29 protein-coding genes are annotated in these 24,405 nt (G+C 67.2%); 25 read left to right on the forward strand and 4 right to left on the reverse strand.

The genetic code is table 11. The features are described 5' to 3' along the window. Positions 1-5 precede the first annotated feature (5 nt). From RBR52_RS02365 to RBR52_RS02445, 17 genes are all read left to right on the forward strand, one after another. Positions 6-341 (forward strand): type II toxin-antitoxin system VapB family antitoxin, encoded by a 336-nt coding sequence (locus RBR52_RS02365; protein ID WP_320375564.1) that lies wholly within the window; start codon positions 6-8, stop codon positions 339-341. Beyond that, positions 338-739 carry a PIN domain-containing protein gene (locus RBR52_RS02370; RefSeq protein WP_320375565.1) on the forward strand — a complete coding sequence of 134 codons (402 nt, stop codon included), beginning with the start codon at positions 338-340 and terminating at the stop codon, positions 737-739. Before RBR52_RS02365 ends, RBR52_RS02370 begins: the two co-directional genes overlap by 4 nt. Continuing rightward, complete coding sequence (locus RBR52_RS02375) at positions 736-1,266, forward strand: DinB family protein (protein WP_320375566.1); 531 nt, start codon at positions 736-738, stop codon at positions 1,264-1,266. The genes RBR52_RS02370 and RBR52_RS02375 overlap by 4 nt, the downstream gene beginning before the upstream one ends. Further along, positions 1,263-2,054, forward strand: a complete 792-nt coding sequence (locus RBR52_RS02380; RefSeq protein WP_320375567.1) for an enoyl-CoA hydratase-related protein — start codon at positions 1,263-1,265, stop codon at positions 2,052-2,054. Before RBR52_RS02375 ends, RBR52_RS02380 begins: the two co-directional genes overlap by 4 nt. A 56-nt stretch (positions 2,055-2,110) precedes the next feature. Beyond that, a complete protein-coding gene (gene bioB, locus RBR52_RS02385; RefSeq protein ID WP_320375568.1) occupies positions 2,111-3,130 on the forward strand; it encodes a biotin synthase BioB in 1,020 nt (339 codons plus the stop codon). Beyond that, positions 3,127-3,804, forward strand: coding sequence for a DUF4126 domain-containing protein (locus RBR52_RS02390; RefSeq protein ID WP_320375569.1), 678 nt, complete (start codon positions 3,127-3,129; stop codon positions 3,802-3,804). Before bioB ends, RBR52_RS02390 begins: the two co-directional genes overlap by 4 nt. Before the next feature lie 26 nt (positions 3,805-3,830). Beyond that, the gene (locus tag RBR52_RS02395; RefSeq protein WP_320375570.1) at positions 3,831-3,968 is read left to right on the forward strand and encodes a hypothetical protein; all 138 of its coding nucleotides are present in this window, start codon (positions 3,831-3,833) and stop codon (positions 3,966-3,968) included. Between the two features lies 1 nt (position 3,969). Beyond that, a complete protein-coding gene (locus RBR52_RS02400; RefSeq protein ID WP_320375571.1) occupies positions 3,970-6,036 on the forward strand; it encodes an acetyl/propionyl/methylcrotonyl-CoA carboxylase subunit alpha in 2,067 nt (688 codons plus the stop codon). Further along, positions 6,033-6,983 carry an NAD(P)-dependent oxidoreductase gene (locus RBR52_RS02405; RefSeq protein WP_320375572.1) on the forward strand — a complete coding sequence of 317 codons (951 nt, stop codon included), beginning with the start codon at positions 6,033-6,035 and terminating at the stop codon, positions 6,981-6,983. Before RBR52_RS02400 ends, RBR52_RS02405 begins: the two co-directional genes overlap by 4 nt. Positions 6,984-7,006: 23 nt before the next feature. Next, on the forward strand, positions 7,007-7,954 hold the full coding sequence (locus RBR52_RS02410; protein ID WP_320375573.1) for a hydroxymethylglutaryl-CoA lyase: 948 nt from the start codon (positions 7,007-7,009) through the stop codon (positions 7,952-7,954). 41 nt (positions 7,955-7,995) lie between these two features. Then, on the forward strand, positions 7,996-8,496 hold the full coding sequence (locus tag RBR52_RS02415) for a YbaK/EbsC family protein (RefSeq protein WP_320375574.1): 501 nt from the start codon (positions 7,996-7,998) through the stop codon (positions 8,494-8,496). Further along, complete coding sequence (locus RBR52_RS02420; protein ID WP_320375575.1) at positions 8,493-8,705, forward strand: DUF1289 domain-containing protein; 213 nt, start codon at positions 8,493-8,495, stop codon at positions 8,703-8,705. Before RBR52_RS02415 ends, RBR52_RS02420 begins: the two co-directional genes overlap by 4 nt. Positions 8,706-8,807: 102 nt before the next feature. Further along, positions 8,808-9,863 (forward strand): tRNA dihydrouridine synthase DusB, encoded by a 1,056-nt coding sequence (dusB, locus tag RBR52_RS02425; RefSeq protein WP_320375577.1) that lies wholly within the window; start codon positions 8,808-8,810, stop codon positions 9,861-9,863. A gap of 39 nt (positions 9,864-9,902) precedes the next feature. Further along, positions 9,903-10,148 (forward strand): helix-turn-helix domain-containing protein, encoded by a 246-nt coding sequence (locus RBR52_RS02430; protein ID WP_320375578.1) that lies wholly within the window; start codon positions 9,903-9,905, stop codon positions 10,146-10,148. Positions 10,149-10,190: 42 nt separating this feature from the next. Beyond that, positions 10,191-11,741 carry a bifunctional phosphoribosylaminoimidazolecarboxamide formyltransferase/IMP cyclohydrolase gene (gene purH / locus RBR52_RS02435; protein ID WP_320375579.1) on the forward strand — a complete coding sequence of 517 codons (1,551 nt, stop codon included), beginning with the start codon at positions 10,191-10,193 and terminating at the stop codon, positions 11,739-11,741. A 15-nt stretch (positions 11,742-11,756) separates the two neighbouring features. Continuing rightward, positions 11,757-12,344, forward strand: coding sequence for a crossover junction endodeoxyribonuclease RuvC (ruvC, locus tag RBR52_RS02440; protein ID WP_320375580.1), 588 nt, complete (start codon positions 11,757-11,759; stop codon positions 12,342-12,344). 173 nt (positions 12,345-12,517) lie between these two features. Further along, the gene (locus RBR52_RS02445) at positions 12,518-13,666 is read left to right on the forward strand and encodes a branched-chain amino acid ABC transporter substrate-binding protein (RefSeq protein WP_320375581.1); all 1,149 of its coding nucleotides are present in this window, start codon (positions 12,518-12,520) and stop codon (positions 13,664-13,666) included. A gap of 29 nt (positions 13,667-13,695) precedes the next feature. On the opposite strand, the gene RBR52_RS02450 is transcribed toward RBR52_RS02445, so the two are convergent. Further along, a complete protein-coding gene (locus tag RBR52_RS02450) occupies positions 13,696-14,388 on the reverse strand; it encodes an NBR1-Ig-like domain-containing protein (protein WP_320375582.1) in 693 nt (230 codons plus the stop codon). A 218-nt stretch (positions 14,389-14,606) separates the two neighbouring features. Between RBR52_RS02450 and RBR52_RS02455 the strand changes: the two genes are divergently transcribed. Both RBR52_RS02455 and RBR52_RS02460 read left to right on the forward strand, forming a co-directional pair. Further along, positions 14,607-14,798 carry a hypothetical protein gene (locus RBR52_RS02455; RefSeq protein WP_320375583.1) on the forward strand — a complete coding sequence of 64 codons (192 nt, stop codon included), beginning with the start codon at positions 14,607-14,609 and terminating at the stop codon, positions 14,796-14,798. Between the two features lie 5 nt (positions 14,799-14,803). After that, entirely contained in the window at positions 14,804-15,430 is a 627-nt protein-coding gene (locus RBR52_RS02460) for a LysE/ArgO family amino acid transporter (protein ID WP_320375708.1), read from the forward strand. Between the two features lie 119 nt (positions 15,431-15,549). Here RBR52_RS02460 and RBR52_RS02465 read toward each other — a convergent pair whose 3' ends face one another. After that, positions 15,550-16,581: an MBL fold metallo-hydrolase gene (locus tag RBR52_RS02465; protein WP_320375584.1), complete on the reverse strand. Its 1,032-nt coding sequence runs from the start codon at positions 16,579-16,581 to the stop codon at positions 15,550-15,552. Positions 16,582-16,685: 104 nt separating this feature from the next. Then, on the reverse strand, positions 16,686-17,201 hold the full coding sequence (gene fabA / locus RBR52_RS02470; RefSeq protein WP_320375585.1) for a 3-hydroxyacyl-[acyl-carrier-protein] dehydratase FabA: 516 nt from the start codon (positions 17,199-17,201) through the stop codon (positions 16,686-16,688). Between the two features lie 68 nt (positions 17,202-17,269). Between fabA and ruvA the strand changes: the two genes are divergently transcribed. The 3 genes from ruvA to RBR52_RS02485 all read left to right on the forward strand — a co-directional run bounded on the left by ruvA (position 17,270) and on the right by RBR52_RS02485 (position 21,680). Next, a complete protein-coding gene (gene ruvA, locus RBR52_RS02475; protein WP_320375586.1) occupies positions 17,270-17,842 on the forward strand; it encodes a Holliday junction branch migration protein RuvA in 573 nt (190 codons plus the stop codon). 223 nt (positions 17,843-18,065) lie between these two features. Next, entirely contained in the window at positions 18,066-19,805 is a 1,740-nt protein-coding gene (locus tag RBR52_RS02480; RefSeq protein ID WP_320375587.1) for an alkaline phosphatase family protein, read from the forward strand. Positions 19,806-20,207: 402 nt separating this feature from the next. Further along, positions 20,208-21,680, forward strand: coding sequence for a cytochrome-c peroxidase (locus RBR52_RS02485; protein ID WP_320375588.1), 1,473 nt, complete (start codon positions 20,208-20,210; stop codon positions 21,678-21,680). 135 nt (positions 21,681-21,815) lie between these two features. On the opposite strand, the gene RBR52_RS02490 is transcribed toward RBR52_RS02485, so the two are convergent. After that, a complete protein-coding gene (locus RBR52_RS02490) occupies positions 21,816-22,235 on the reverse strand; it encodes a DUF3806 domain-containing protein (RefSeq protein ID WP_320375589.1) in 420 nt (139 codons plus the stop codon). Positions 22,236-22,384: 149 nt separating this feature from the next. On the opposite strand from RBR52_RS02490, the gene RBR52_RS02495 reads away from it, so the two are divergent. The 3 genes from RBR52_RS02495 (at position 22,385) to RBR52_RS02505 (ending at position 24,404) form a co-directional block, all read left to right on the forward strand. Beyond that, the gene (locus RBR52_RS02495; RefSeq protein WP_320375590.1) at positions 22,385-23,239 is read left to right on the forward strand and encodes an AraC family transcriptional regulator; all 855 of its coding nucleotides are present in this window, start codon (positions 22,385-22,387) and stop codon (positions 23,237-23,239) included. Between the two features lie 86 nt (positions 23,240-23,325). Next, a complete protein-coding gene (locus tag RBR52_RS02500) occupies positions 23,326-24,075 on the forward strand; it encodes an AzlC family ABC transporter permease (RefSeq protein WP_320375591.1) in 750 nt (249 codons plus the stop codon). Beyond that, positions 24,072-24,404, forward strand: a complete 333-nt coding sequence (locus tag RBR52_RS02505) for an AzlD domain-containing protein (RefSeq protein WP_320375592.1) — start codon at positions 24,072-24,074, stop codon at positions 24,402-24,404. The genes RBR52_RS02500 and RBR52_RS02505 overlap by 4 nt, the downstream gene beginning before the upstream one ends. Position 24,405 lies beyond the last annotated feature (1 nt).

Genomic DNA, 24,405 nt, shown 5'->3' on the forward strand with positions numbered 1-24,405 from the left:
TCACCATGCGCACCAATATCGACATCGACGACGAATTGATGGCCGCCGCGATGCAGGCCGGGGGCTACAAGACCAAGAAGGAAGCGGTCGAGGAAGGCTTGCGGCTGTTGCGCCGCCGCAAGGTTTACGAAGGCCTGCTCGCCTTGCGCGGGCAGTTGCAGTGGGACGACTCCGACGCGGCCTGGGCCGAAGCAGCCGCCATGCCGCAGGCGAACGAGCCGCGCAGGCCTTACGGTGCGGCCAAAGCGGCGAAATCCGCCAAACCCGCTTCCCCAGCCGTCTCCAAGTCCGCAACGTCCAAGTCCGCAGCCAAAGCTTCCCGCCGGAGCAGGTCCGCATGATCCTGGTCGACTCCAGCGTCTGGATCGATTTTTTCCGCGGCGATCGCAACGGCGGAAGCGGGGTGCTCGCCCGCTGTCTGGGCGACTCCAGCGTCGAGGTCGGCATGGCCGATCTGGTGCTGTTCGAGGTGCTGCGCGGCTTTCGCGAAAGCCGCGCCATGCATGAGGCCGAACAACTCATGCGCGCACTGCCCCAGGTGGACATCGGCGGAGCCGAACAAGCCGTGCGCGCCGCCGCGCTGTACCGCCGCCTGCGCATGCAGGGGCGCACGGTGCGCAGCGCCGTCGACGTGCTGCTGGCGAGTCATTGCATGACGCAGGGTCATGTGCTGCTGCACCGCGACGCGGATTTCGAGCAGTTCAAAAATGTGGGAGATCTCGAGACATGGCCGCAATGAATGCGCTTCAAGACCATTTCCTCACCCTGGCGCGCTACCACGTCTGGGCCACGCGCCGCCTGCTCGATGAACATATCGCGTTGCTGATGGAGGCCGATTACCGGCGCGACTGCGGGCTGTTTTTCAAGAGCATTCACGGCACCCTCAATCATCTGTTGGTCGGCGAAGGGCTGCTGTGGCAGCGCCGTTTCATCGAAGGCGTGTCGCCCGCAGGCCTGAATCTCGACGACGAGGTCGAGCCCGATCGCGCCCGGCTGGCGCAGCGTTTGAAGGAGGTCGTCCAAGCCTGGCTGCCTTACATCGAGCGACTGAGCGAGGCCGATTTCGGCCAGCCTTTCCACTACGCCACCAGCAAGGGTGAACCGATCTCCGCGCCGTTCGCGGCTACGCTGGCGCATGTGTTCAACCACGCCACGCATCACCGCGGGCAGATCACCGCGGCGCTGACCGCCATGGGGCATGCCTCGCCGGTGCTCGATCTGATCTACATGCTGCGCGATGAAGCGGCTGCCGAGCCCAGGCCATGAGTGAGCATCCCATCAATGTCCAGCGGGAGGGGGCCGTCGCCACCGTCACCCTTCACCGCCCCGAAGTGCGCAACGCCTTCGATGCCGCGACCATCGCCGCGCTGCACACGGCCTTCGTCGAACTCGGCGAGGAGGCCGGGGTGCGCTGCGTGGTGCTGGCGGCCCAAGGCCCGGCCTTCTGCGCCGGGGCCGATCTGCGGTATATGCAGCAACTGGCCGGTTTCAACGAGGCACAGAATCGTGACGACGCCCTGCAGCTCGCGCGCATGTTGCGCGCGGTGGCCGAATGCCCCAGGCCCGTGATCGCGCGGGTGCAGGGCGATGCCTTCGCCGGCGGTTTCGGTCTGGTGGCCGCCTGCGATCTGGCGGTGGCGGTGCAGACCGCGCGCTTCTGTCTGAGTGAGGTCAAGCTGGGGCTGATTCCCGCCACCATCATGCCGCATGTGCTGCGCGCCATCGGCGAGCGGGCGGCGCAGCGTTACACCTTGACCGCCGAAGTGCTCGACGCGGCCACGGCGCAGGCCATCGGTCTGATCCATGAAGTGGCTGCAGACGCGGCCGCCCTCGACGCGCAGGTGCAGCGCTGGTGCGCCGCGCTGCAACATGCCTCGCCGCAGGCGCTGGCCGCGGCCAAGCGCCTGCTGGCGGAGGTGCCGCATCGACCGCTTGGCGAAGCCTTGCTCGCCGACACCGCCGAGCGCATCGCGCAGGCACGCGCCAGCGCCGACGGGCGCGAGGGCATCGCCGCCTTTCTGTCCAAACGCAAGCCGAACTGGGTCAACGCATAGGCGTGGCGACTCGCAAGTTTGAATTTCACTCCCTCCTTTTCCACCCGCACACCGCCATGACCCAGAAAAACCCCAGCGACTGCACGCCCGAGCGCATCGAAACCCTGCTCGATCTGCCCCTGCCCGAACTGCTCTGGCAGGCACAGCAGGTGCACCGTGCGCATTTCGATGCCACCGACATCCAGCTTTCCTCGCTGCTGTCGATCAAGACCGGCGGCTGCGCCGAAGATTGCGGCTACTGTCCGCAATCGGCGCATCACGAGGTCGGGCTGAAGGCGGGCAGGCTGATGGACCTCGACCTCGTGCTGGCCAACGCCCGCGCGGCGAAAGAGGCGGGCGCCGCGCGCTTTTGCATGGGTGCGGCCTGGCGCGAACCGAAAGACCGCGACCTCGACGCCGTGGCCGCGATGGTCGAAGGCGTCAAGGCGCTCGGGCTGGAAACCTGTATGACCCTGGGCATGCTGCGGCCCGAGCAGGCACGGCGCCTGGCCGACGCCGGGCTGGACTACTACAACCACAACCTCGACACCTCTCCCGAGTTCTACGGCCAGATCATCACCACCCGCACCTATCGGGAGCGCCTGGACACACTGCAGGCCGTGCGCGAGGCCGGCATGGCGGTGTGCTGCGGCGGCATTGTCGGCATGGGCGAGACGCGACGCGATCGCGCGGGCCTGCTGGCCCAGCTCGCCGCGCTCGATCCCCATCCCGAATCGGTGCCGATCAACGCGCTGGTGCGGGTGGCGGGCACACCGCTTGAACACGCCCCCGACCTCGACCCCTTCGAGTTCGTGCGCACCGTGGCCGCGGCGCGCATCGTCATGCCACGCGCCCGGGTGCGGCTGTCGGCCGGACGGCGCGAACTCGGCGACGGCATCCAGGCGCTGTGCTTTCTCGCGGGCGCCAATTCCATCTTCTACGGCGACACCCTGCTGGTCACCGGCAACGCCGAGGTCGATGCCGACCGCGCGCTGTTCGCCCGCCTCGGCCTGCATGCCGCGGAGGGCGCCTCGCCCATGCCGAATGCGGCTTCGGGGCACAAGGTGACCGCGCTGCAACCCGAAGCAGGAACATGACCGCCCCCACGCTCGACACCCTGCAACTCCTGGCCCTTGCCGCCGTGCTGGGCTGGGCCAGCGGCCTGCGCGCCTTTCTGGTCATGTTCGCCGTCGGGGTTGCGGGCATGGCGGGTTGGGTGCAACTGCCTGCCGGGCTGCAGCCGCTGGCCAGCCCGGTGGCGGTGGGCATCACCGGGTTTCTGGCCTTTCTCGAATTCGTCGGCGACAAGATTCCGGGCGTGGACAGCCTGCTCGACTTCATTTCCACCCTGCTGCGCATCCCGGCCGGGGCGGTGCTGGCCGCCAGCGTGTTCGGGCTGGATCACACCTTTGTCGCCGCATTGGCGGCTGCGGCGGGCGGCGGTCTGGCCGCGGTGAGCCACGGCACCAAGCTCTCCACCCGCGCGGCGATCAACACCTCGCCCGAGCCGTTTTCCAACGTCGGCGCTTCGCTGGGCGAAGACGCGCTGGTGCTCGGCGGGCTGTGGCTGGCCTGGGTGCACCCGGTGCTGTTTTTCATCGCCCTGGTGGGGGTGCTGATCGTCATGGTGTGGCTGGCGCGCAAGAGCTTTCACTTCGTCCGCGGTCTGCTGGGCCGCATGGTGCGGATGTTCAGCGGCAGACCTGAACCTGTCGCAAAGCAACCCCCACACGGCGCGACCGATGTGCCGTACCGGGACAAACCAGATTGATGCAAGCCACCAAACGGAGACTGGAGATGTTCTCGAAAATCCTGATCACCAATCGCGGCGACCAGTCCCGGCAGCGCCGGGACGCAGCGGCGCAGCCAAATCGACTGCAGGCGCGCAGCGCCGTAGCGGGCGATCTCGCCGCCGCACAGACCTGGGAGTGCTGAGATGTTCTCGAAAATCCTGATCGCCAATCGCGGCGAGATCGCCTGCCGCGTGGCCGCCACCTGCCGCAGGCTGGGCATCGGCACCGTCGCGGTGTATTCCGAGGCCGATGCGCAGGCCGCGCATGTGGCGGCGTGCGACGAGGCGGTGGGCATCGGCCCGGCCGAGGCGGCGCAGAGCTATCTGCGCGGCGAGCGCATCCTGCGGGCGGCGCGCGACACCGGCGCGCAGGCCATCCATCCCGGCTATGGCTTTCTCAGCGAGAACGCAGGCTTCGCCCGGCAGTGCGCCGAGGCCGGGGTGGTGTTCATCGGCCCGCCGCCCGAGGCCATGCAGGCGATGGGGCTGAAGGCCGAGTCCAAGCGGCTGATGCAGGCGGCAGGCGTACCGCTGGTGCCCGGCTATCACGGCGCGGACCAAAGCGCGGCGCTGCTCCAGGCCGAAGCCGAGCGCATCGGTTTTCCCGTGCTCATCAAGGCGAGCGCGGGCGGCGGCGGCAAGGGCATGCGCGAGGTGCGGCGCGCCGAAGATTTCGCTGCGGCGCTGGCCTCGTGCCGCCGCGAGGCGCAGAGCAGCTTCGGCAACGATGCGGTGCTCATCGAGCGCCTGGTGCGCAACCCGCGGCATATCGAGATCCAGGTGTTTGCCGACCGGCACGGGCATGTGCTGTGGCTGTTCGAGCGTGATTGTTCGATGCAGCGCCGCCATCAGAAAGTCATCGAGGAAGCCCCGGCCCCCGGTCTGCCCGAGGCCCTGCGCCGCGAGATGGGCGAGGCCGCCGTGGCCGCCGCCCGCGCGGTGGGCTATGTCGGCGCAGGCACGGTGGAATTCATCGTCGAATGCAGCGAAGCCGGGACGCCGCAGACGTTCTATTTCATGGAGATGAATACGCGCCTGCAGGTCGAGCATCCGGTCACCGAGCTGATCACCGGGCTGGACCTGGTGGCGTGGCAATTGCGCGTGGCCGCGGGCGAACCGCTGCCCATCACCCAGGCCGAGGTGCGCTGCAGCGGCCATGCCATCGAGGCGCGGCTCTACGCCGAACATCCCGAGGCCGGGTTTCTGCCTGTCACCGGTCAGTTGCGACGGCTGGCGCTGCCGCCGCACGCCGCTTTCGGCCCGGTAGACGCAGATGGGATTCGAGTCGATGGCGGGGTGCGCGAGGGCGACACCATCACCCCGTTCTACGACCCCATGATCGCCAAGTTCGTGGCCTGGGGCGAGACGCGCGAGCAGGCGCGCAGGCGGCTGCGCCAGGCGCTGGCCGCGACCCGCATCGCCGGTTTGCAGACCAATGCGCAGTTTCTCCACCGCCTGCTGGGGGTTGCCGCGTTTGCCCAGGCCGCGCTCGACACCGGATTGATCGCCCGCGAGCAGCAGGCGCTGCTGGCGCCGCCGTCCATGCCACAGTCGCTGGCCTGCGCCGCCGTGATCGGCGCCTTGCTCGAAGACGAACGCGCGCAGCAGACCGCCGATCCCTGGTCGGCCTGCGACGGGTTTACCAACGGCGCGATGCCGCCGCGCGCGTTTCGCTTCGACAGTCCGTGGGGGACGCTGGACTGCACGCTGCATCCGGCGGCAGCAGGTCGGCCCTTGCGCATCCAGACGCCGGGGCTGGAGCAGCCGCAGCGCTTCGCCTGTTCTGCGCACTGCGCGCGGGTGAACGCTGCCACGACGGAATTCGCCCTGGTCATCACCTTGGGCGGGCAGCGCGCGCAAGTGAATGTCGTGCGGCTGGGCGAGACATCCTTTCAGGTGTTCTCAGGCGGCGAGCAGGCCATGCTGCAACGATTGGGTGCCGATCTGGGCGCCGCCGACGCGGGACAGGCGGGCGGCCGCCTGACCGCGCCGATGCCCGGAAAGATCATCGCCCTGCATGTGCAGCCGGGCGACACGGTGCAGGCCGGCGCCCCGCTGCTGGTGCTCGAAGCCATGAAGATGGAACACACCCTCAGCGCCCCGTCGGCCGGGCAGGTGAGCGAGGTGCTCTGCGCGGTGGGCGATCAGGTGAGCGAAGGCGCAGAGCTGCTGCGCATCGAAGCGTTGAAAACCGAGGGCGTGTCGGCATGAGGTTGGCGGTGTGGGACCCGGACGAGCCGTTTCGCCGCTGGCGCGAGGCGCTGATGCAGCATGCCCAGGAAACCGGCCTGGCCGTCGAGGTCATCGATGCCTGCCGTCAGCCCGAAACCCAGGCCGAGTTCGCCCTGGTGTGGAAGCCGCCGACCGACTGGCTGCAAGGGCAGATGGGGCTGCGCGCCGTGTTCAATCTGGGTGCGGGGGTGGACGCCATCGCTCCGGTGCTGCACCGGCTGCATCCCGGCGTGCCGCTCATCCGGCTCGAAGACGCGGGCATGGGGCGGCAGATGGGCGACTATGTGGCCGAAGGCGTGTTGCACGCCTATCGCCGCATGATGGACTACGCCGCGCAGCAGGCCCAAGCCCGTTGGGAGCCGCTGCCCCTGCCGCCACGCGCCAGTTTCACCGTGGGTTTTCTCGGTCTGGGGCAGATGGGCGCAGCGGCGGCGCGGCGCGTGGCGGCGATGGACTTTCCCATTCTGGCCTGCAGCCGCAGCGGACAGTCGCGTTTTGCCGCCGAGCTGGGCTGCCCAATCCATGCCTTGGATCGCCTCGATGAATTTCTGGCGCAGACCCGGGTGCTGGTGGTGTTGTTGCCGTTGACCGCAGACACCCGCGGCCTGCTCGACTACGCTGCACTGAGCCGCCTGCCGCAGGGCGCGCATGTCATCAACGCCAGCCGCGGCGCGGTCATCGATCAGGCCGACCTGCTCGATCTGCTGCACGGCGGGCATCTGTCCAGCGCCCTGCTCGACGTGTTCGCCACCGAGCCGCTGCCGGGAGACGATCCGCTGTGGCGCCATCCGCGGGTGCGCGTCACCCCGCACGTGGCGGCGCAGACTCTGGTGGGGCCGTCTGCGGCGCAGGTGATGCGCAAGATTGCCGCCATCGAGCGCGGCGAAAAACCGGGCGGCGTGGTGGACATGCGGCTGGGTTATTGAGGTTTGAAGCTGGAGACACTGGAATGAAAGCCTTGGGCAATTTGCCGAAATTCGTCGAAGTCGTCGAGGTCGGCCCGCGCGACGGGCTGCAGAACGAAGCCAGGCCCGTGCCCGCCGCGGTGAAGATCGCGCTGATCGACCGCCTGTCGGCGGCAGGCTTTCCGAACGTGGAGGCCGCTGCCTTCGTCTCGCCCAAATGGGTGCCGCAGATGGCGGGCAGCAGCGAGGTGATGGCGGGCATCCGCCGCCGTCCGGGCACCCTTTACTCGGCCCTGGTGCCCAATATGAAAGGCATGGAAGCGGCGCTGGCCGCGGGCGCCGGCGAGGTCGTGGTGTTCAGCGCCGCGAGCGAGGCTTTCGCGCAGAAGAACATCAACTGCTCCATCGCCGAATCGATCGAGCGCTTTCGTCCCGTGGCCGAGGCTGCCAAGACTGCGGGGGTGAAGCTGCGCGGCAGCATCTCCGTGGCGCTGGGCTGCCCGTACCAGGGCGCGGTCGAACCGGCAGCGGTCGCCGAGGTGGTGCGCCGCATGGCCGACCTGGGCTGCGACTGCATCGACATTGCCGACACCATCGGCGTGGGCACCGCGGGCGCGGTGCAGGCCGTGTTCGAGGCCAGCGCCGCAGTCTTCCCCATCGACAGGCTGGCCGGTCACTTCCACGACACCTATGGCCAGGCGCTGGCCAATATACTCGCGGCGCTGCAGATGGGGGTGGCCCGTTTTCATTCCTCAGTCGCCGGTCTGGGCGGCTGCCCGTATGCAAAGGGTGCCACCGGCAATGTCGCCACCGAAGACGTGCTCTACCTGCTGCACGGCTTGGGGCTGGACACGGGGGTGAACCTGCGCGCCGTGGTCGAGGCGGGCGACTTCATCACCCGTGCCATCGACCGTCCGAACCACAGCCGCGCCGGCAAGGCGCTGCTCGCCAAGTGGGCTGACCAGCGGGGCGAGCCGGTTTGCGCGGCGTGAACGACGGCCCTTCAAACCCTTTTCAAAACCCTGTTCAAGCCATGCCAGTCGCCGTGATCTCCTCTCCTTCGGACTCCGTGCAGCGCGTGATCGACGCGCTCGCCGCCCTGGGCCATGCCGAGCGGCCCGTCATGCTCGACGCCGCCGCACGCACCGCGCAGCAGGCGGCCGACGCGCTCGGCGTGGCGCTCGGGCAGATCGCCAAGTCCATCGTGTTCCGGCATGTGGACAGCGAGCGTGCCGTGCTGGTGGTCTGCGCCGGCGACCGCCGGGTGGACGAACACGCCGTGGCCGCGCGGGTGGGCCGGCTCTCGCGCGCCGACGCCGATTTCGTCCGCGCGGCCACCGGCTTTGCCATCGGCGGGGTCAGCCCGGTGGGCCATACCCAGCCGCCCATCGCCCTGGTGGACGACAGCCTGTGGCGCTTCGACCGCATCTGGGCCGCGGCAGGGCATCCGCACGCGGTCTTTGCCCTGCGGCCCGACGACCTGCCGCGCTGGCTGGGTGCAACCCCGAGCGCAGTGACCCAGCCTCCGCGATGACCGTCGCCTCCCCCTGCATCGATGTCTGCACGCTGGACGTGGCCAGCGGGCTTTGCCGGGGCTGCGCCCGCACCCTGCAGGAAATCAGCGACTGGTCGTGTCTGGATGATGCCGGCAAGCGCGCCGTGTGGGCCCGGATCTCCGAGCGGCGCGCGCAGGGCCTGGCACCCGAGCCAGACGCTGGGGCTCGGCCCGCGCAGCCGAAGTGAGCCGCGGGCTGGCGGTCCGCCGGATCGCCTAAAATCTGCTGCTCAAAAAAACGGCAGCGCCGATGTGGCCCGCCTTCTGCTCGCTGACCGTTCGCCACGCGCATGTCCAACCCCGCCGATCCCATTTCCTCCGCGCCCCTTCCCGGGCTTGCGCACGGCCTGCGCCTGGGTCGGCACCTGCTGCCCAACCGCGTGTTCGCCGCGCCGATGGCGGGCGTGACCGACCGGCCCTACCGTCGTCTGGCGCGACAACTCGGCGCGGGCTATTGCGTGAGTGAGATGGTGACTTCGCGTGCCGATCTGCGCGACACCCTCAAGACCTCGCGCCGCGCCAATCACGATGGCGAGGCCGCGCCGATTGCGGTGCAGATCGTCGGCACCGACCCCGGGCAGATCGCCGAGGCCACGCGCTACAACCTGGAGCGCGGCGCCGACATCATCGACATCAATATGGGCTGCCCGGCAAAGAAGGTGTGCAATCGCTGGGCCGGTTCCGCGCTGATGCAGGACGAAGACCTCGCCGCCCGGCTGGTGGAGGCTGCGGTGGCGGCCGCCCGCCCGTTCGACGCCCCGGTCACGCTCAAGATGCGCGCGGGCTGGTGCGCCAGCGCCCGTAACGCGCCACGCATCGCCCGCCGCGCCGAAGCCGCGGGAGCCGCCATGCTTGTGGTGCATGGCCGCACCCGCGAGCAGGGTTATGGCGGCCAAGCGGAATACGACACCCTTGCCGAAGTCAAGCGCAGTGTCGGCATTCCGGTGGTGGCCAACGGCGACATCGACTCGCCGCAAAAGGCCGCTGCCGTGCTGCGGCAAAGCGGCGCCGACGCGGTGATGATCGGCCGTGCCGCCCTGGGCCGGCCCTGGCTGTTCGGCCAGGTCGCTGCCTTTCTGCAGGGCGGCGTCGTGCTGCCCGACCCCGCGCCCGCGCAATGGTGCGACTGGCTGTTCGTCCACCTCGACGATCACTATGCGCTGTACGGCCAAGCCATCGGCGTGCGCACCGCGCGCAAGCATGTGGGCTGGTATGTCGCGTCCTTGCCGGGTGGCGATGCGTTTCGTCGGCAGTTCAACACCCTGGGCAGCGCAGCCGAACAACTCGCCGCGCTGCGCGGCTTTCTCGACCCCGACTCGAACCAGACCGCGCCGCTGGCCGCCTGAACCCTCTCCGCCTGCAGTCCCGCTCACTCGCGTCCCGCCATGCCTGCCGCCCCCCGCAAGACCACGCTCGAACAATGTGTCGTCGACAGCCTCGAAGCCTACTTCGACGACCTCGGCGGCTCCGAGCCGCACGGCATACATGCCATGGTGCTGGCTGCGGTGGAAAAACCGCTGCTGGCCACGGTGATGAAGCATGCCGAGGGCAACCAGACGCTCGCGGCGCGCTGGCTCGACATCAACCGCAACACCCTGCGCAAGAAGCTGGCCGAACACAAGCTGCTTTGACCCGCCCAGCCCACCCGTCCATTTCCATCCTCCGAGACTGCCATGCAAGCCCTGATTTCCGTTTCCGACAAGACCGGCGTGCTCGACTTCGCCCGCGACCTGCACGCGCTGGGCGTGCGTCTGCTGTCCACCGGCGGCACCGCCAGACTGCTGCGGGGCGCCGGGCTGCCGGTGCTTGAGGTGGCCGACTACACCGGCTTTCCCGAAATGCTCGACGGCCGGGTGAAGACCCTGCATCCCAAGGTGCATGCCGGGCTGCTGGCGCGGCGCGACTTGCCCGAGCACGTGGCGCAGACCGAGGCGCACGACCTGCCGGCGATCGACATCCTCTGCGTCAACCTCTACCCCTTCGAGGCCACGGTGGCGGGGCCGCACACGCTCGATGAGGCCATCGAGAACATCGACATCGGCGGCCCGGCCATGGTGCGCTCCGGCGCGAAGAACTACCGCCACGTCGCGGTGCTGACCGATCCCGCCGACTACGCCGTGGTCGTTGCCGAGCTGCGCGCCTCTAGCCAGGTGAGCGAGGCCACGCGCTTTCGTCTGTCGGTGGCGGCGTTCAACCGCATTGCGCAGTACGACGCGGCCATTTCCAACTACCTGTCCGCGCTGCAGGAGGACGGCACGCGGGCGCAGTTTCCGCGGCAGCTCAACCTGTCCTTCGTCAAGCAGCAGGACCTGCGCTACGGCGAGAACCCGCATCAGAACGCGGCGTTCTACGTCGAGCCGGGTGCGCGCGAGGCCAGCATCGCCACCGCCCGCCAGTTGCAGGGCAAGGAGCTGAGCTACAACAACATCGCCGACGCCGACGCCGCGCTGGAATGCGTCAAGCAGTTCGACGCGGCCCCCGCCTGCGTCATCGTCAAGCACGCCAATCCCTGCGGCGTGGCGTATGGCGCCAGTCTTCTGGACGCCTATGACCGTGCCTACAAGACCGATCCCGAATCGGCCTTTGGCGGCATCATCGCGTTCAACCGCGAACTCGACGCGGCCACGGCGCAGACCATCGTCGAGCGTCAGTTCGTCGAAGTCATCATCGCGCCCAGCGTGTCGCAGGCCGCCATCGACGTCTGCGCGGCGAAGAAAAACGTGCGTCTGCTGAGTACTGGCGCCTGGCCCGCGCAGCCGGGTCAGCGCCTGGACTACAAGCGCGTGACCGGCGGGCTGCTGGTGCAGGACGCCGACCTGCTGCTGTCCGGCGACATCCAGGTGGTGAGTCAGCGCCAGCCGACCGCGGAAGAAATGCGCGACCTGCAGTTCGCCTGGCGCGTGGCCAAGTTCGTCAAGTCCAACGCCATCGTCTACGCCAACGACAACGCCACCATCGGCGTGGGCGCGGGCCAGATGAGCCGGGTCAACTCCGCGCGCATCGCCGCCATCAAGGCCGAGCACGCCGGCCTGTCCGTGCCCGGCTCGGTGATGGCATCCGACGCCTTCTTCCCCTTCCGCGACGGCATCGACAATGCCGCGCAGGCCGGCATCAAAGCCGTCATCCAGCCCGGCGGCTCGATGCGCGACGCCGAAGTCATCAAAGCCGCCGACGAGCACGGCATGGCGATGGTGCTCACCGGCATGCGGCATTTCCGGCACTGAGCCGCGGCGCACCCCATGCGCATCCTCGGCATCGACCCCGGACTCAACACCACCGGCTATGGCGTGATCGATGCCCACGGACAGCGCCTGGGCTATCGGGGCAGTGGCGCCATCCGCATTCCCAAAGGCGCACTGCCCGAGCGGCTCAAGACCCTGTTCGACGGCGTAAGCCAGGTGGCGCGCGAGGCGCAGGCGGATGTGGCCGTGGTGGAAATCGTGTTCGTCAACGTCAACCCACAGTCCACCCTGCTGCTGGGGCAGGCGCGCGGCGCGGCGATCGCCGCGCTGGTGGCGCAAGGGCTGCCGGTGGTCGAGTACACCGCGCTGCAACTGAAAAAATCCATCGTCGGCTACGGCCGCGCCAGCAAGTCGCAGATCCAGGACATGGTGGCGCGACTGCTCGCGCTTCCCGGCCAGCCCGGTGCCGACGCCGCAGATGCGCTCGGGCTGGCGATTTGCCACGCCCACACCCAGCGCGGTCTGGCGGCGCTGCAGCGGGCGGCTCCACCGGCAGGCGCAGGCAAGATCGATGTGGAAAGCGGCAAGCTCAGCGCCGCGCAACTGCGCGGCATGCGGGTGCGAGGAGGGCGGCTGATCGGTTGAAGGCGGGTTGCCGAGTGCCCCCAGACCTGCCTCTGCGAGTCAGGCCCCCGGAGGGGGTGAGAAACACTTGGGGCGGCCCGGCGTGTTTCTCAGTAGGTGCAGATGCATCTGCTTACAGGCCGCGCACGGTTCTTGCTCGATGATCCGGATTCATCGTTTTCAAGGAGAACCTCATGACTTCATCTTGGCGATTGACGGGAATGTCTTTGGCGCTGTTCGCCGGTCTGGGGCTGTCGGCGCATGCGGCCGAGCCGCGTGTGCTCATCGGTGTGGCCGTGCCGCTGTCCGGCCCCTTGGCGGCCAGCGGGCAGGACGCGGTCAACGGCGTGCAGATGGCGCTGAACCGGCTCAATGCCGAGCATGCCGCGATCGGCGGCAAGGCGGTGCGCTGGGCGATGGATGCCGAAGACGATCAGGGTCTGCCCACGCAGGCCACGCTGGTGGCGCAGAAGCTGGTGGACGAGGGGGTGAGCGGCGTCATCGGCCATCAGACTTCGGGTTGCACTTTCCCGGCGGCGCGCATTTACGCCCGGGCGGGAATTCCGCAAATCACCCCGTCGTCCACCTCGCCCAAGATCGCCGAACAAGGGTATAAGACCTTTTTCCGCATGATCGCCAACGACAACGCGCTGGGCGCGGGGCTGGCCGAGTATGCCCACGACACCCTGCATGTGCAGCGGGTGGCGGTGATCGACGACCGCACCGCCTACGGCCAGGGGCTGGCCGATGTGTTCGCCGCCACGGCGAAAAAGCTCGGAATGGACGTGGTCGACCGCGAATACACCGATGACAAGACCAGCGACTTTTCCGCCATTCTCACACGCATCAAGGCCGACCATCCGCAAGTGATTTTCTACGGCGGCATGTACAGCCAGGCCGGGCCGATGGTGCGGCAGATGCGCCAGATCGGAATCACCGCGCGGCTGATGGGGGGCGACGGCATTTGCGCGCCCATCATGGCCAAGGTGGCGGGCGACGCAGTCAACGGCACGATCTGCGCGCAGGGCGGCGCGCCGCTGTCCGAGCTGCCCAAGGGCAAGGCGTGGAAAGCGCGCTACGACGCCGAGTTCGGCGCGGCCGCCTTCCAGCTCTACTCGCCCAACGCCTATGACGCGGCCATGGTGCTGGCGCACGCGATGATGAAAGCGGGGTCGAGCGACCCCAAGGTCTATCTGCCGTACATCCGCCATATCGACTACGACGGCGTGACCGACAGCGACATTCACTTCACCGCCACCGGCGAACTCGCCGACCCCAGCATCACCCTGTCGGAGTTCGAGCACGGTGTGAAAGTGCCGCTGGCGGTGGAGCAGGTGCGGTAGCGTCAACCGGCTCGGGCCATTTGCCGACTTCACCGCGCCATGACCGTCACGATGACGTGGCAGAGGAAGGCAGGGCCGTAGCAGGGTCGGCCTTGCGCGTCTTCGATGCGCCAGATCGAGGCGACCGTGCAGCTCTCATTCGGCGCCGAGAAGTCGACGCCGATCTGCGCGGGCTGGCCGGGCAGGGCGTCGGGGATCGCAATCTCGCGGTGCAGGCTGGCGAGCGACGGGCTGAGCACGGCGCGCAGGCCGTCCGCGGTGCGACGGGCGAGGACGTAGTCGTCGTCGACGCGCACCAGCCGCCGCCCGCGCCACGGCACGTTGCCGACGTTCTGGACTTCCCAGACCTTGCGGAACGCTTCCCCCGGCAGGACCAGGGCATGGTCGGGCATGGTCAAGTCCGCATTGAACACGGCAACGTCTTCCGAGTCGTGCAGACCGACCGCGCGATTCGTCGGCAGCAATGGCGCCCCGGACATCGGCGCTCCCGCGGCATCCGCGTAGTGGCGAAACAGCAGCAGGGGCGACACCTGCAAGGCGCGGGCGAGTTTGACCAGGGTCCGCACGGAGGGGTCTTGCGCGCTGCCATTGGCCAGAGCGTAAAGGTAGGTACGAGACAACTCCGCATCGCGCGCGATGCCGGCGCGAGTCTTTCCCAGCTCCCGGCTGCGCCTTGCGAGGATGGCTCGAAGTCCGTTGTGTTGATCTGCGTAGCTGCTCATGATTCCTGCCCGATGGATTGTTCATCAAAACCGACGGTTTGCACGCGGCGGAGAACACACCGACATGCAGACTTCATCCGCATTCATGAAACTGGCGCCCAAGCAGATGTCCCCTGCGTGCCCGATCACTGACAGAACGCAAGTGTTCGAGTCGATGGTTCCGAAGTTCCGACGGTGGACGTCTGCCGCCTTTTATTCATGCTCAACTGGAGTCTGTCATGAAGAATCTCAAGGATTGCTGCGTCTCGCTGGTTGCCTCTGGCTACGGCACCGTCTCGATGTCGATGACGATGATGCAGAGTGACTCGCGCATATTGCAGGAGTATCGGGGTGTCGACTCCGCGACGAAAGCTCGATATAGCTTCGCTCAAGACACCGATGGCTTCCAGATGTCGGCAAAGAGGGCGTGATCCGCATGCTTGCTGCACTATTCAGCGAAGGCTTGTTGCTGGGTATCGGTTTGTTCGCCGCCCCAGGGCCAAAGGACACTTTGGTCATCCGGCAGGCCGTGGCTGGCGGAGCCGTTTGGGGGGTCGTGGTGATCTGCGTGCTGGCCGATGCGGTGCTGATTGCGCTGGGCATAGCCGGGGTCGGCGTGCTGCTCGGCCACAGTCCCCGCGCGCAATCCGCGCTGGTTATCGCCGGGGCGGTCTACCTGGTCTGGTTCGGCGGGCAGCGGCTGCGCGCCAGCCTTCGCAACGCATCCACACCGGATGAAAGCGGGAATGCCGTATCGCAGCGCGGGGTATTGAAAACGGCCTTCCTGCTGGGATTTGCCAATCCATACGCTTGGCTGGACACGGTGGTACTCATCGGGTCGATCGGAGCGGGCAAACCGGCGGCGCAGCAGGTTCCGTTCGCGGCGGGAACCATGCTGGCGTCGCTACTGTGGTTCGTCGCCCTCGCCTGGGGCAGCCGGCGCATGGCATGGCTGTTCAAGTCGGCGCCGGCCTGGCGTTGGCTTGATGTCGCCATCGCGATGCTGATGGCCTACCTCGCGATCAGGCTGCTCGCTTCGGCGTGGACAGCCTCAGCCGCTTGACGGCAGATTCGCGCAGATCTGGCCTGGCTCTCAAGGAAACGCAGGGCCGCCCCAGGTTTTCTCATCCCCTTCGGGGGGATGACGCGAACGCGGCAGGTCTGGGGGTGTTCTCAGGCTGGCTACACCTTCTGCTCCGCCTCCAGATAGGCGAGGCTGATGTACTTGCCGATGTTGTTGTCCCAACCCGCGGTCTCCTTGGCCTTGGACGCCACGCGCGGATCGGCCTTGGCCGCGGCGATCGCGGCGTCGGGGCCGGCCATGTCCTGCGCGGCCTTCTGCGCGTGTTCCCAGATCGCGGTGAACAGTTCGCGCTGCCAGGCCATCACTTCACGTCCCGCATGGCCGTGGCCGGGCAGCCAGTTGCTTGCCGGGATGTTCTGCTCCAGCTTGTCCATATAGTGCAGCGAGCCGGGGTAGGAGCCGTCGTCCATATTGGCGATGCGACGGTCCATCAGCACATCGCCCACATGGGTGATTCTGTCCTGCACCACTTCGATGCAAACGTCTGAAGGCGTGTGCGCGGTGCCGTAATGGTGCGCGCGCAGGGTGACGTCGCCGAAGTCGAACAGGTCGCCGTGCTTCACGTCGCGGTTGGGGGCGATGACGCGCGTGCCTGCAGTGGACTGGTTGGTCCACTTGAGCATGGCCTGCTGCCATTCGGTGCCGGTGTAGCCGCGGATCATCTCGCGGGTGTGCGCCATGGCGTAGATCGGGAGTTCGTCGCCGAACGCGGCGACGAAGGCGTCGTTGCCCAGCCAGTGATCGCCGTGATAGTGCGAGTTGAACACCGCGATCACCGGCTTGTCGCTCACCTGGGGCAACTGGCGGATGACCATTTCGCCGATCTGCACCGACGCGCCGGAGTCGAGGATGACCACGCCCTTGGCGGTTTTCACCGCGGTGATATTGCTCATCATGCCCTGATTGCTTTCGGTGGGAAAGCCATCGGCGGCGTAGATCACATAGACGTGATCGGACACCTGGGTGAACGGCACATCGGGCACCTTGGGGCCGCGAATGAAGTCCACCGCGTCGGCGGCGAAGGCGGCCAGGTGCGGCGCGGCGGCGCCAGCGGCTGCCAGCCCGGCCACACCGAGGCCCCAGCCCAACAGGCGGCGGCGTTGAAGATCGGGAAAGGGGGACGGGCGCATAAAACGGCCTCAATAACAATTGGATACATTTGGACTGTATCGTTGTTCCGGTGCCGCCGCCTATAGGGTCTGCCCCGATCAGGTGCGGGGCCCTGATCCGTTGTTCAGAACCCTTCGGTGGACGTGAACAGCCCGACGCGCAGATCCTTGGCGGTGTAGATTTCCCGGCCATCGACCCGCATGATGCCATCGCCGATGCCCATCACCAGACGGCTGTTGATCACCCGTTTGAGGTCGATGCGGTATTGCACCAGCTTCGCCGTGGGCAGCACCTGGCCGGTGAATTTCACCTCACCGACGCCCAGCGCGCGACCGCGGCCCAGGCCGCCCATCCAGCCGAGGTAAAAGCCCACGAGCTGCCACATGGCATCCAGCCCCAGGCAGCCGGGCATCACCGGGTCGCCCTGGAAGTGCACGCCGAAAAACCACAGGTCGGGGTGGATGTCGAGTTCGGCTTCGATCACGCCCTTGCCGTAGGTTCCACCTTCGGCTGCGATATGGGAGATGCGGTCCATCATCAGCATTTCGCGCAAGGGGAGCTGCGCATTGCCCGGGCCGAACAGTCGGCCCTCGCCGCAGGTGATGAGGTCTTGTTTGCTGTAGGAGGAGGGTCGGGTCATGAGGGGTCGCTGCAGAACAATCCGCGAATGTTAGCGGCAGGCCTTCCCCGCGCTGCTAAAGTTTGCGCATGATCGGAAGACTGCACGGCATCCTGCTCGACAAATCCCCCCCGCAAATCCTGCTCGACGTGGGCGGGGTGGGCTACGAGGTCGATGTGCCGATGAGCACCCTGTACGACCTGCCCGCCGTGGGGCAGAGCGTCACCCTGCTCATCCACACCGTCATCCGCGAAGACGCGCACCTGCTCTACGGTTTCGCCACCGCGGGCGAGCGCGGCACGTTTCGCGAGCTGCTCAAGATCAGCGGCATCGGCCCGCGCATCGCATTGGCCGTGCTCTCCGGCCTGAGCGTGAACGAGATCGCCCAGGCCGTGACGCAGCAGGACGTCGCGCGCTTCATCCGCGTGCCGGGCATCGGCAAGAAGACCGCCGAGCGTCTGCTGCTCGAACTCAAGGGCAAGCTCGGCGCCGATCTGGGTGGGGCCGCAACGGCCGCCGGGGGCAGCGCTTCCGACATCCTGCAGGCCCTCATCGCGCTGGGCTATTCCGAGCGCGAAGCCGCCGCCGCGGTCAAGGCGCTGCCTGCAGGGTGCAGCGTGGATGACGGCATCCGCCAGGCGCTGAAAAACCTCGCGCGCTGAATTTTCCTTGCGCTCTGGCTGTGTCGGCAGCGGGCGTCAGCAGGCTGTCCGAATGCGACAAACCGTTATCCATTCGTATGGTTTGAAACCAGTTGTTGCCCGGCGCAACCTGGTCACGGAAACGACATTTGCCCTCCCAAGAATGGCGGGCATTGCGTGAGGCGCGGATGACATTGCCCTCCTCGCGCAGTTCCTTCGTTCACATCCTTCAGGGAGTTTCACCATGTTGCGCAAAACCCTACTGGCCTCGGCGCTTGCCGTGGCCGGCGTTACTCTGGTTGCCTGCGGCGGCGGGTCGGATGCCGTCGCCACCGTGCCCGGCACCAATTACACCGCGGCTCGTGCGCTGGCCACCGCCACCCCGATCAAGCACGTCGTCGTGCTGTATCAGGAAAACGTGTCGTTCGACCACTACTTCGCCACCTATCCCAAGGCCGCCAACCCGGCGGGCGAACCGGCGTTCACCGCCAAGGCGGGTACGCCTTCGGTCAACAACCTGGTCACCGCCAATCTGATGACCAAGAATCCCAACTTCACCAACACCGCCAACGGCACGGACGCTGCCGAGCCGTTCCGCCTCGATCGTTCCCAGGCCGCGACCGCCGACCAGAACCATGCCTACACGGCAGAGCAGCAGGCGTACGACGGCGGCAAGGCTGATCTGTTCCCGAAATACACCGGCGCGGCCACGCCCGGCGGTGTGGGCGCCTTCGGCACCAAGGGTCAGGTCATGGGCTATTTCGACGGCAACACCGTCGGCGCGATGTGGAACTATGCGCAGAACTTCGCCCTGAGCGACGACGCCTACACCGATACCTACGGCCCTTCGACCCCGGGCGCGCTGGAAGTGGTGAGCGGCCAGACCAATGGCGTGAAACTTGTGGCCACGACGGATCAGCCCTTCACCCTGAGCAAGTATTCCTACTACATCAGCGACGGGCAGGGCGGCTTTGGCCTGATCAACGACGTCGATCCGGCCTATGACGTCTGCTCCAACCCAAAGAACCAGGTGGCCATGACGGGCAAGAACATCGGCGACCTGCTCAACGGCAAGAACATCTCCTGGGGCGGCTTCATGGGCGGGTTCAACCTCGGCGTGACCAACCCCAACGGCACCACCGGCTGCAAGCGCAGCACCTACTCGCCCGTGGTCGGCGCCAATGTGGGCGACTACATCCAGCACCACAACTGGTTCCAGTATTACAAGAGCACCGCCAACCCGACCCACGCCCGCCCGAGTTCGACCCTGGCCATCGGCCACACCCTGGAGACCGACGGCAAGACCCCCGATCCGGCCAACCACGAGTACGGTCTGCAGGACTTCTTTGCCGCGGTCAAGGCCGGCGACATGCCGGCGGTGGCGTACCTGAAGGCGCCGGCGTTCGAGGACGGCCACGCGGGCTATTCCGACCCGCTGGACGAGCAGGCCTTTGTCGCGCAGGTGGTCAACTTCCTCGAACAGCAGCCGCAGTGGAGCAGCACCGCGGTGATCGTCACCTGGGACGATTCCGACGGCTGGTATGACCACGCCTTCGCCACCACCACCAATCCCTCGTTCGATCCCCAGGCCGACCAGCTCGATGGCGCGGGGGTGTGCGGCAAGGGCACGCCGCTCAATGGCGTGAACGGCAAGCCGGTCAACGGCCGCTGCGGCCCCGGCACGCGGATTCCCTTCCTGGTGATCTCGCCCTGGGCCAGGAGCAACTATGTCAGCAACACACCGATCAGCCAGGCATCCGTCGTGAAGTTCATCGAGGACAACTGGCTGGGCGGCGAACGTCTGGGCGGCGGCTCGTTCGATGCCGGCGCCGGTTCCATCATGGGCCTGTTCGATTTCAGCAAATCGCAGGGCAGCGCGCCCAAGGTGTTCATCGATCCGGCGCAGGGCACGGTGCTGAGCAAGCCGCCGGCAAACAGCCTGACGCCGCAATTCAACGTCTCGCTGTTCACCAAGCAGAGCTGATCGCGCTGCATTCGACCGCCCAGACCGGGCGGTCTTTTCCCCTGGCGCCCGGCCTGGCATCAGTGGAAAGGACCTAAGGAAGCGCTGATGGGTTCTCCCTCCCCACGGGTGGGGAGGGTTGGGGTGGGGAGAGGCATGATGAATCAGACGCCTCTCTCCCCCTCCCAACCTCCCCCGGCAAGCGGGGGAGGAGAAGACGGTGCTGCGCTATGCAAACAATGCACCTCCGAACCTCCCCACGCCGTGGGGGAGGGTGTTCTCTCCCTCCCCGCTTGTGGGGAGGGTTGGGGTGGGGAGCAGGCTGTGAATCGGCCCCCTCCCAGCCTCCCCCGCTGGCGGGGGAGGGGTTTTTAATGGAACCTGCGGTTTTTAGCGTTTCCCAAATACGACGAAAAAGCAATCATGTCCACCGGCCCTTCCACTCCCGCCGTCGCTTCCCGGCCTGCGCCGCAGGCGCGTCCGCGAACACCTGGCCGTCCCCGCTGGAGGCGGCGCCTGGTTACGGCGCTCGTCATCTTGATCGCGGGCAGCGGCGCCGCGCTGGCCTGGGGCATGCACGAGCAGCCGAGCATCGCGCCCATCGTCTGGCTGCTCCATCCGGTGCAGAGCTTTACCTACGCGCTGGGCGGCAATCCGCATCCGGTACAGTTCGTGCTGCCGCCGCAGCAACCTTTGTCGGCGGTGGCGCTGCTGGGGCGGCAACTGTTTTTCGACAAGGCGTTGTCGGCCTCGGGCAAGATGTCCTGCGCCTCCTGCCACGACCCGGCCTATGGTTACAACCCGCCGCCGGGCAGCGGGCCGGTGATGCATGGCGGCCCCGAGCGCCTATCGCCGGGCTTTCGTCCGCCGCCGTCTCTGGCCTATCTCTACCGGCAGCAGGCGTTTTCCATCGGGCCGGACAACGACGAAAACGAAACCATCACCCTGCAGCAACTCGTCACGCTGTCGAAAAACGCCAAGCGCGCGACCAAGACCGCGCAGAGCACGGCGCAGGCGGGGCAGAACCTGGTGCCCGCGGGCGGGCTGTTCTGGGACGGCCGCGTCGATACCCTGCAGCAGCAGGCGGGTGGCCCGCTGTTCAACCCGGTGGAAATGGACGCCGGCACGCCGCAGCGGGTGGCGGGCATCATCGAACATCAGCCCTATGCCAAGGATTTTTTGCAGCTTTTCGGGCCGAACGTGTTCGAAGACCCGAAACAGACCGTGGCCGAAGCGCTGTTCGCCATCGCCCGCTACCAGATCGAAGACCCGAAGTTCCACGCCTTCAACAGCCAGTTCGACGCCTGGCTGCAGGGCAAGGCGAGACTGACGCCGCAGCAAATGCGCGGTTATCTGGCGTTCAACGACGTGCACAAGGGCGATTGCGCCGCCTGCCATCTCGACCAGCCAACCCAGGATCATCTGCCGCCGCTGTTCACCGACACGCAGTACGAGGCGCTGGGGGTGCCGCGCAATCCGCACATTCCGGCCAACCACAATCCGCACTACTTCGACCTGGGGATTTGCGGGCCCTTCCGCACCGATCTGAAAAACCAGACGCAATACTGCGGCATGTTCCTCACCCCGACGCTGCGCAATGTGGCGCAGCGGCCGGTGTATTTCCACAACGGGGTGTATCACTCGCTCAAGCAGGTGCTCGATTTCTACAACTTTCGCGACGTGCAGCCGGGCAAGATTTACCCCACCGTCGATGGCAAAGTGCAGAAGTACGACGACCTGCCGCCGCAATATCACGCCAATGTGGACGTGACCGACCCGCCGTTGAACCGCCACCTGGGCGAAAAACCGGCGATGAGCGCGCAGGACATGCGCGACATCATCGCCTTTCTGCATACCCTGAACGACGGTTATACGCCGCTCAAACCGGCTTCTTGAACGCGCCTTTTCCCCACCCCAACCCGTCCAGTGGCTGGCTTGCAAGCCAGCCCCGTTCCGGCGGGGCAAAGCCAAGCAGTTGGCTTTGCCTTTTTCGCCTCCACCCCCACGAGTGGGGAGGGGGTTGATTCAGCGTTAGTGCATCCGCGCGCGCGGATCGAGCAGATCGCGCATATAGGCGAACACCCGGCGCAGATCGAGGGCGGCCTTGCCGCGCAGGTGCGAACGCAACACGGCTTCGGGCGAAATCCAGTGCAGCGTGCCCATGCGGCGGATGGCATAGCCGCGTTGCTGTTCGCCCTGCACGATGGCCCAGTCGCTGCCCTCCTGCTCGTGCAGCAGAATGCGGCCCAGCGCCGCCGACAGGGCGTGAAGCTGCTCGGGGGTCAGCGCGGTATCGGGCGACTGCGCGAACAGGGCCTGGAGGATGGGCAAATCCTGCGCCGTGCCGCTGAGTCCGTCGGCATGGCCGCGCGCTTGCGCCAGTTCGTCGGCTTCGTGCAGCCATTGAAACAGTTGATCGGTATCGGACGGTTCGAGGCGGGACAGACGCATGGCGGTCTCCAGGCTGTTTATGTAAGGTCTATCACTTTTACGCCAAAACAAGTGAAAAATCCTGCAAGGCCGAGTGAGTGGCAAGGTTTTTGGCGGATGACAAGATCGACTCGCAGCGCTGGCAAAGGAAAGTGCCGGACAATCTCTGCATGTCTTCCTGCGCCGCCGCCCCACAGATCGAATCGGCCCGCATGCACATCGCCTCCGATTTCGCGGGCATGGAACTGCTGACGGCGCGCTATGTGCATCACCGGTTTACCCCGCATGTGCACGACACCTTCGTCATCGCCTTGATCGAAGAAGGCTGCGAGCGCTTTCGATGTCGCGGGATGGAAGGCGCAGCGAACGCAGGCAGTCTCATCGTGATCCCGCCGGGCGAGGTGCACACGGGGCAGAGCGGCGGAGAGTGGGGCTGGGCCTATCGCGCGCTCTATCCCGCGCCGGAAAAACTGGGCGATCTGATGGCCGAGCTGCGCGACGGCGATGCGCGTGCGCCGACTTTCGATCGCTTGGTGTTCGACGATGCCGCGCTGTTCCGGGCCTTGCAGGGCCTGCACGCCGTCCTGACGGACTCGGACGACGCCTTGCAGCGCGGCAGCGTCTGGCGCGAGGCCATGACGCCGCTGCTGCGCCATGCCGGAGTCAGCGAGCCAGCGACCGGGCGCGAAGATGCCGCGGTGCGCAGGGTGCAGGAACTTTTGCGCGCCGATACGGATGCGGCGCTGACCCTCGATGACCTGGCGCGCGAAACGGGCCTGAGCCCCTGGCACCTCAACCGCGTGTTCTCGCTCAGCGTCGGGCTGCCGCCCCACGCCTGGCGCAACCAGTGGCGGCTGGCGCAGGCCAAACGCCTACTGCGCGATGGGCTGAGTCCGGCGGACGTCGCGGCAAGTCTGGGCTTTGCCGACCAGTCGCATCTGCACCGGCTGTTCAAGCGCGCCTTCGGCATCACGCCTGGGGGGTATGCGCTCAAGGAAACGCCGGTCCGCCCCAAGTTTCCTTGACCCCCTCGGGGCGCAGCCCGGCCCTGGGGGCACTCAGAGCAAGAATGTTCAAGACCGCAAGACACCACGCCGCTAGGGTTGTGGGCATGGATTCGATCCCTTCCCCATCCCCGCCTCACCCGGCAGGGCGTTCCACCGAGTTTTTCCACGGCGCGCGCGACACCCTGCCGCTGCTGCTGGGCGCTGCGCCCTTCGGGCTGATTTTCGGCGCGCTGGCGTCGGCCAGTCCGCTGGGCGTCGCCGGCGCGCTGCCCATGTCGGCGCTGGTGTTTGCCGGGTCGGCGCAGTTCATTGCGCTGAGTCTGCTGGGCAGTGGCGCCAGCGTGCTGGTCGTGGTGTTCACCACCCTGGTCGTCAACCTGCGCCACCTGCTCTACGCCGCCAGCCTGCAGCCGCAGATGGCGCGTCTGCCGCAGCGCTGGCGGGTGCTGCTGGCGTTCTGGCTGACCGACGAAACCTTTGCCACGGTGCATCACCGCTACACCCGCGATGACGACGCGCCGTTCAAGCACTGGTACACGGCGGGTTCGGGAGCGGCCATGTACCTCAACTGGCTGGGGTGGACCGCAGCCGGGGCCTGGCTGGGTGCGGCCAGCCCGGCGCTCACCCATCTCGGACTGGAGTTCGCGCTGGTGGCGACCTTCGTGGGCATCGTCGCGCCGCTGCTGCGCGAGCGTCCGGGCATGGCCGTGGCGCTCACCGCGGCGGCGGTGGCGCTGGCCGGGCGCGATCTGCCGTACAAGCTCGGGCTGATGCTCGCCGCCTGCGCCGGGGTGGCGGTCGGGGTGTGGATGGACGGTCGCCGCCGCCCGGCGCCCGTGGGAGAGACACGATGAACTGGAGTCTGTGGGCGGTGATCGCCGGAATGGCGGCGGTGACTTTCGCCATCCGCTACACCCTGTTCGGGCTGGGCGGGCGGCTGCGATTTGCGCCGCGGGTGCAGCAGGCGCTGCGCCATGTGCCGGTGGCGGTGCTCACCGCCATCGTCGTGCCGATGGTGCTGCTGCCCGACGGCCGGCACTGGGATTTGAGCTGGCGCAACCCCTGGCTGGCCGGTGCGCTGGCCAGCGCCGCGCTGGCGCTGGGTACGCGCAAACTGCTCGCCGCCATCGCGGGCGGCATGGCGGTGTATCTGCTGTGGCGCTTCGGCCTGGGTCTGCGTTGAA

Origin of the sequence: Thiomonas sp. (assembly GCF_034007205.1) — a bacterium.
In the GTDB taxonomy this organism is placed as follows: Bacteria; Pseudomonadota; Gammaproteobacteria; order Burkholderiales; family Burkholderiaceae_C; genus Thiomonas.

Bases quoted from the DNA above. Each gene is read 5' to 3' on its own strand.
- RBR52_RS02365 (WP_320375564.1), top strand. From the start codon at position 6: ATGCGCACCAATATCGACATCGACGACGAATTGATGGCCGCCGCGATG.
- RBR52_RS02370 (WP_320375565.1), top strand. From the start codon at position 338: ATGATCCTGGTCGACTCCAGCGTCTGGATCGATTTTTTCCGCGGCGAT.
- RBR52_RS02375 (WP_320375566.1), top strand. From the start codon at position 736: ATGAATGCGCTTCAAGACCATTTCCTCACCCTGGCGCGCTACCACGTC.
- RBR52_RS02380 (WP_320375567.1), top strand. From the start codon at position 1,263: ATGAGTGAGCATCCCATCAATGTCCAGCGGGAGGGGGCCGTCGCCACC.
- bioB (WP_320375568.1), top strand. From the start codon at position 2,111: ATGACCCAGAAAAACCCCAGCGACTGCACGCCCGAGCGCATCGAAACC.
- RBR52_RS02390 (WP_320375569.1), top strand. From the start codon at position 3,127: ATGACCGCCCCCACGCTCGACACCCTGCAACTCCTGGCCCTTGCCGCC.
- RBR52_RS02395 (WP_320375570.1), top strand. From the start codon at position 3,831: ATGTTCTCGAAAATCCTGATCACCAATCGCGGCGACCAGTCCCGGCAG.
- RBR52_RS02400 (WP_320375571.1), top strand. From the start codon at position 3,970: ATGTTCTCGAAAATCCTGATCGCCAATCGCGGCGAGATCGCCTGCCGC.
- RBR52_RS02405 (WP_320375572.1), top strand. From the start codon at position 6,033: ATGAGGTTGGCGGTGTGGGACCCGGACGAGCCGTTTCGCCGCTGGCGC.
- RBR52_RS02410 (WP_320375573.1), top strand. From the start codon at position 7,007: ATGAAAGCCTTGGGCAATTTGCCGAAATTCGTCGAAGTCGTCGAGGTC.
- RBR52_RS02415 (WP_320375574.1), top strand. From the start codon at position 7,996: ATGCCAGTCGCCGTGATCTCCTCTCCTTCGGACTCCGTGCAGCGCGTG.
- RBR52_RS02420 (WP_320375575.1), top strand. From the start codon at position 8,493: ATGACCGTCGCCTCCCCCTGCATCGATGTCTGCACGCTGGACGTGGCC.
- dusB (WP_320375577.1), top strand. From the start codon at position 8,808: ATGTCCAACCCCGCCGATCCCATTTCCTCCGCGCCCCTTCCCGGGCTT.
- RBR52_RS02430 (WP_320375578.1), top strand. From the start codon at position 9,903: ATGCCTGCCGCCCCCCGCAAGACCACGCTCGAACAATGTGTCGTCGAC.
- purH (WP_320375579.1), top strand. From the start codon at position 10,191: ATGCAAGCCCTGATTTCCGTTTCCGACAAGACCGGCGTGCTCGACTTC.
- ruvC (WP_320375580.1), top strand. From the start codon at position 11,757: ATGCGCATCCTCGGCATCGACCCCGGACTCAACACCACCGGCTATGGC.
- RBR52_RS02445 (WP_320375581.1), top strand. From the start codon at position 12,518: ATGACTTCATCTTGGCGATTGACGGGAATGTCTTTGGCGCTGTTCGCC.
- RBR52_RS02450 (WP_320375582.1), bottom strand. From the start codon at position 14,388: ATGAGCAGCTACGCAGATCAACACAACGGACTTCGAGCCATCCTCGCA.
- RBR52_RS02455 (WP_320375583.1), top strand. From the start codon at position 14,607: ATGAAGAATCTCAAGGATTGCTGCGTCTCGCTGGTTGCCTCTGGCTAC.
- RBR52_RS02460 (WP_320375708.1), top strand. From the start codon at position 14,804: ATGCTTGCTGCACTATTCAGCGAAGGCTTGTTGCTGGGTATCGGTTTG.
- RBR52_RS02465 (WP_320375584.1), bottom strand. From the start codon at position 16,581: ATGCGCCCGTCCCCCTTTCCCGATCTTCAACGCCGCCGCCTGTTGGGC.
- fabA (WP_320375585.1), bottom strand. From the start codon at position 17,201: ATGACCCGACCCTCCTCCTACAGCAAACAAGACCTCATCACCTGCGGC.
- ruvA (WP_320375586.1), top strand. From the start codon at position 17,270: ATGATCGGAAGACTGCACGGCATCCTGCTCGACAAATCCCCCCCGCAA.
- RBR52_RS02480 (WP_320375587.1), top strand. From the start codon at position 18,066: ATGTTGCGCAAAACCCTACTGGCCTCGGCGCTTGCCGTGGCCGGCGTT.
- RBR52_RS02485 (WP_320375588.1), top strand. From the start codon at position 20,208: ATGTCCACCGGCCCTTCCACTCCCGCCGTCGCTTCCCGGCCTGCGCCG.
- RBR52_RS02490 (WP_320375589.1), bottom strand. From the start codon at position 22,235: ATGCGTCTGTCCCGCCTCGAACCGTCCGATACCGATCAACTGTTTCAA.
- RBR52_RS02495 (WP_320375590.1), top strand. From the start codon at position 22,385: ATGTCTTCCTGCGCCGCCGCCCCACAGATCGAATCGGCCCGCATGCAC.
- RBR52_RS02500 (WP_320375591.1), top strand. From the start codon at position 23,326: ATGGATTCGATCCCTTCCCCATCCCCGCCTCACCCGGCAGGGCGTTCC.
- RBR52_RS02505 (WP_320375592.1), top strand. From the start codon at position 24,072: ATGAACTGGAGTCTGTGGGCGGTGATCGCCGGAATGGCGGCGGTGACT.